Annotated in this window: 4 protein-coding genes; all 4 read right to left on the bottom strand. The window is 67.7% G+C overall.

Annotated elements, in window-relative coordinates; genetic code table 11:
* Positions 1-349: 349 nt before the first annotated feature.
* Positions 350-1246, bottom strand: a complete 897-nt coding sequence (locus ACHZD8_RS17505; RefSeq protein ID WP_394771712.1) for a glycine betaine ABC transporter substrate-binding protein — start codon at positions 1244-1246, stop codon at positions 350-352.
* A 41-nt stretch (positions 1247-1287) separates the two neighbouring features.
* Positions 1288-2229 (bottom strand): ABC transporter permease, encoded by a 942-nt coding sequence (locus ACHZD8_RS17500; protein WP_394771711.1) that lies wholly within the window; start codon positions 2227-2229, stop codon positions 1288-1290.
* On the bottom strand, positions 2226-3539 hold the full coding sequence (locus ACHZD8_RS17495) for a glycine betaine/L-proline ABC transporter ATP-binding protein (protein ID WP_394771710.1): 1314 nt from the start codon (positions 3537-3539) through the stop codon (positions 2226-2228). Before ACHZD8_RS17495 ends, ACHZD8_RS17500 begins: the two co-directional genes overlap by 4 nt.
* A 416-nt stretch (positions 3540-3955) precedes the next feature.
* A partial coding sequence (locus tag ACHZD8_RS17490; RefSeq protein WP_394771709.1) for a dihydrolipoamide acetyltransferase family protein occupies positions 3956-4610 on the bottom strand: 655 nt, incomplete at its 5' end.

Below are 4610 nucleotides of genomic sequence, written 5' to 3'. Positions count from 1 at the left end.
GTTACCTTGGGTGGATCTGGCCGGACCCCGATCAGCGAGGTCAACAGCCACGTGGTCTCGAATGCGCCGATCGTGTCGCGAATGCCTGGGAAGTCACAGTTTCTCCGGAGGTCTGCACGCTGCGAGCGAAATCCGGGGCGGAATGTGCCCGAAATCGGCCGCGCGGCTCGAAAGCTCCGGAGAAACGCGGGTCGGGATGCGCGGGTCGGGATGCGCGGGTCGGGAAACGCGCGGCGGGATGCGCACGGTGGGATGCCCGCGGCGGGATGCGCCGGATGCGCGGCGGGGGAGCACGAAGGCCCGGTCGGTGCGGAATCCGCGCCGGCCGGGCCTTCGGAGGAGCCGGTGGTTACTTCGTCAGTCCGTCGACGTAGGCCTGGTTCGCGGCGATCCACTTCTTCACGATCGGCGTGTAGTCCTTCACATCGCCGGTGCCGTTGTACATCTTGTTCTCGAGCGAGAAGAGCCGCTTCGAGTCGAGCTTGAAGCCCTTCACCCAGCCGCTCAGCTTGGGGAAGTCCTTCGAGAACGAGGTGCTGCCGAGGGAGTGGATCGACTCGGCCGACCCGAGGGTGCCCTTGGGGTCCTTGAGGTCCTTGATCGGGAACGCGTCGTACGCCCACTGCGGGCGCCACAGGGTGACCGCGATGTTCTCGCCCTTGCTCGTCGCGGACTTCAGCTCGGAGAGCATCGCCGGGGTGGAGGAGGTGACGAACTTCATCTTGCCGAGGCCATAGCCCGGGATCACCTTGTCGGTGACGGCCTTGGTGAGGCCGGCGCCCGGCTCGATGCCCACGAGCTTGTTGTCGAATTTGCCGGCGTTCTTCGCCAGCTGGTCGAGCGAGTCGATCGGGGCATCCTTGTTCACCGCGACGGTGAGCTTGGCGTCGGAGTTCCAGGCGCCGAGGTCGTCGATCTTGTCGCCGTACTGCTTGAGGTACGAGGCGTGCGTGGTGGGTAGCCAACCGTCGAGCGCGAGGTCGTAGTCGCCGGTGCTCACGCCGGCGAAGACCGGACCGGCGTCGGCGTACTTGAGCTTCACCGAGTAACCCTTCTTCTCCAGGATCGACTTCCACAGGTACGAGGCAGCCTCGCCCTCGGGCCAGCCGTTGAACACTCCGATGGTGACGTCGGCCTTGTCGCCGTTCGAGGGTCCGGCCGCGCCGGCGCCCGACGAGCACCCCGTGATCGCCACGAGGGCTGCTGCTGTCACGGCGACTGCCGCGAGGATGTTCTTCTTCTTCATTGTGTTCCTTTCGTTCCGGTGCCGGGCACCGGGAGATTGGGTCAGACTCTGGCGGGCTCGGCGGCCCGGTCGCTGTCGGAGCCTTCGGCGGTCGGGGAGTCGGACGCGACCCCCGCGGCATCCGCAGGACGCCTCGCACGGAAGGGCCAGCGGCGCGGGCCGGACGAGCCGAGGGATGCCGTGATGCGGTCGAGCAGGATGGCGAGGATCACGACGGCGAGTCCCGCCTCGGCACCCAGGCCGACGTCAATGCGGCTGAGGGCCTGGATGATGTCGCCGCCGAGCCCTCCCGCCCCGACCATGCTGGAGATGACGACCATGGACAGCGACAGCATGATGACCTGGTTGACCCCGGCCATGATCGTCGGCTTGGCGAGCGGCAACTGGATCTGCCGAAGGATGCGCCCGGGCGATGAGCCGAACGCGTGGCCGGCCTCGATGACCTCCCGGTCGACGCCGCGGATGCCGAGCTCGGTGAGCCGCACCCCCGGCGCGAGCGAGAACGCGATGGTGGCGACGATCCCGGGCACCACGCCGATCCGGAACAGGATGATCGCGGGAATGAGGTAGACGAACGCCGGCATCGTCTGCAGGAAGTCGAGCACCGGCTTGATCACGGCCGAGGCCGCGTTGGAGCGGGCGGCCCAGATGCCGATCGGGATGCTGATGGCGATAGCGATCGTCGCCGCGACGAGGGTGAGGGCAAGCGTGTCCATCGCGTTGCCCCACTGGTCGAGGCCGGCGATCAGCACCAGGCCGATCGCGGCACCCGATCCGAAGACCCAGCCCCTGGCCCACACGGACAGGGCGACGAAGAACAGGATCACCACCCAGAACGGCGGGGTGGCGAGCGCGAAGTCGACGGCGTCGTAGAAGCCGCCGAAGATCGCCCGGACGGCGTCGAAGAACCCGCCGCCGGTTGCCGTGATGAAGTCGACGATGGCCGTGGCCCAGTCTCCGACGGGGATGCGGAAGCCGTTCATTTGCTGCCTTCGTTCGCGGTCGCGAAGTCGCCCAGCGGCTGCTGCGCCGTGGCGAGCAGGGTCTGGGTGATCACCTCGACGGAAATGGTGGGGGCCGGCTCGACCAGGTCGATCTCGCCGGTGGTGGTGGACACGTTGCCGAGGGCCCCGAGGAGCGTCACTCGCGGGATCACCCCGAGCAGCCGGTCGCGGGAGTCGACGACGGCCACGGGCAGCGCGCTCTCGACCGAGGCCTCGAAGAGCTCGGAGAGAGCGGTCTCGCCTGTGACGGAGCCGGTCGGAGGCTCGATCACCGACGAGAGGTCGGGGTCGGTGTTGCGCACGAGACGCATCACGTCCCCGTCGCGAACAACGCCGAGGTAGCGCCGTCCCTCGCCGACGACGAACACCGCCGAGGTCTGCAGGTCCCGCATCACACGGAGTGCCGCCCGCGGGCCGGCGGTCAGCGACACGAGGGCGCGAACCGGCTCCATCACGCTCGCGGCGGTCAGCACCCGCGCCCGGTCGACGTCCTTCACGAACTGGGCGACGTAGTCGGTGGCCGGGTCGGTGAGGATCTCCTCGGGCGTTCCCACCTGCACGATGCGGCCATCCCGCATCACGGCGATCCGGTCGCCCAGGAACATCGCCTCGTTGAGGTCGTGGGTGATGAAGATGATCGTCTTGTCGTACTCCGCCTGCAGCTCGATCAGCTGCTCCTGCATCTCGCGGCGGATGAGCGGGTCGAGGGCCGAGAAGGCCTCGTCCATGAGCAGGATGTCGGTGTCTGCCGCGAGGGCCCTGGCGAGTCCCACCCGCTGCTGCATTCCGCCGGAGAGTTCACCGGGAAGCTTGTGCTCCCAGCCGTCGAGGCCGACGCGCCGAACCACGGCGAGCGCCCGTGCGCGCCGTTCGGCGGCAGGCACTCCCTGGATCTCCAGCGAGTAGGCCGCATTGTCGAGCACCGTGCGGTGGGGCAGCAGGGCGAAGTGCTGGAACACCATCGACACACTGCGACGGCGTACCTCCCGCACCCGGGCCGGCGAGGCCCCGGTGATGACCGTGCCGTCGATGGTGACGGTTCCGGATGTCGGCTCGACGAGTCCGTTGAGCATGCGGATGAGCGTGGACTTGCCGGAGCCGGACAGCCCCATGACCACGAAGATCTCGCCCTTCTTCACCTCGAAGGACGCGTCGATGACGGCGGGGGTGCCTGTGCGGCCCACGACGTCGCGGCTCTCGCCGTTTTCGAGTCGCCGCACGGCATCCCGAGGCCGACGACCGAAGAATTTGTACAGGTTGTGCGCCGTGACGGCGATGGAATCGGACACGTGTTCTCCCCATGCGCCGCAACGATCGAAACCGCCGCGGGTGGCATTCGTACTCTCGTCCGGGTCTGTGTCGCGGCGGTGGACTCACCCGTCAAGCATTGGGCGAATCTGCGCCCTGCGATCGGAGTCTTCCGCTGGTGCAGCCACGGGGCGGCACCGACGACACCAGACCATACGTTGACGCCCCGTGAGAGGGGGCACGAGCGCGGGCTGGGCTCTGTGGGTCTTTGAAGACCACGGAAGACTTTACCAACACCCGGCGTAACTACCGGCTGTGGGCAGCCAGCACAACCGGCTTCGCGGCCGCCCCGCGCGGGCCGAATCGCCCGAAGCCGCAGGGATGCGCGGAGGCGTGCCTCCCTCGCAAAGAAACTTTGAAACGTGTCGTATTGGAGTGCCCGGCCCGGGCGTGTTGCTCAGTCGAGGAGCAGCGCCGGCTCCTCGATGATGCTCGCGACATCCGCCAGGAATCGGCTCGCGACGTCCCCGTCCACGATCCGGTGATCGAAGCTCGCGCCGAGGGTCGTCACGAACCGCGGCCGCACCTCGCCGTCGACCACCCACGGCTTCTGCTTGATCGTGCCGAGGGCCACGATCGCGGCCTCGCCGGGGTTGAGGATCGGCGTTCCCGTGTCCATGCCGAAGACGCCGATGTTCGTCACGGTGATCGTGCCGCCCGCCTGCTCGACCGGAGAGGTCTTGCCGTCGCGGGCCGTGATCGTGAGCTGCTCGATCGCGGACGCCAGCTCGCGGATGGACAGCTCCTGCGCATCCTTGATGTTCGGCACGATCAGACCCCGCGGGGTTGCCGCGGCGATGCCGAAGTTCACGTAGTGCTTGACGATGATCTCGCTGTCGGTCCACTGAGCGTTCACCGTGGGATTGCGACGCACCGCCCAGATCATCGCCTTCGCCATGATCAGCAGGGGCGACACCTTCACCCCGGCGAAGTCGGCCGAGTTCTTCAGGCGCTTGACGAACTCCATGGTGCGTGTCGCGTCCACATCCACGAAGAGGCTCACGTGGGGCGCGCTGAACGCGCTCGACACCATGGCGGTGGCGATGGCCTTT

This window comes from Lacisediminihabitans sp. (assembly GCF_043726815.1).
Taxonomy (GTDB): Bacteria; Actinomycetota; Actinomycetes; order Actinomycetales; family Microbacteriaceae; genus Lacisediminihabitans.
Note: the sequence above shows the minus strand (reverse complement) of the source record. Positions and strands in the feature narration are given on the sequence as shown.

What these genes read in the sequence shown, in the direction of transcription:
- ACHZD8_RS17505 (WP_394771712.1), bottom strand. Translation starts at nt 1,246, where the DNA reads ATGAAGAAGAAGAACATCCTCGCGGCAGTCGCCGTGACAGCAGCAGCC.
- ACHZD8_RS17500 (WP_394771711.1), bottom strand. Translation starts at nt 2,229, where the DNA reads ATGAACGGCTTCCGCATCCCCGTCGGAGACTGGGCCACGGCCATCGTC.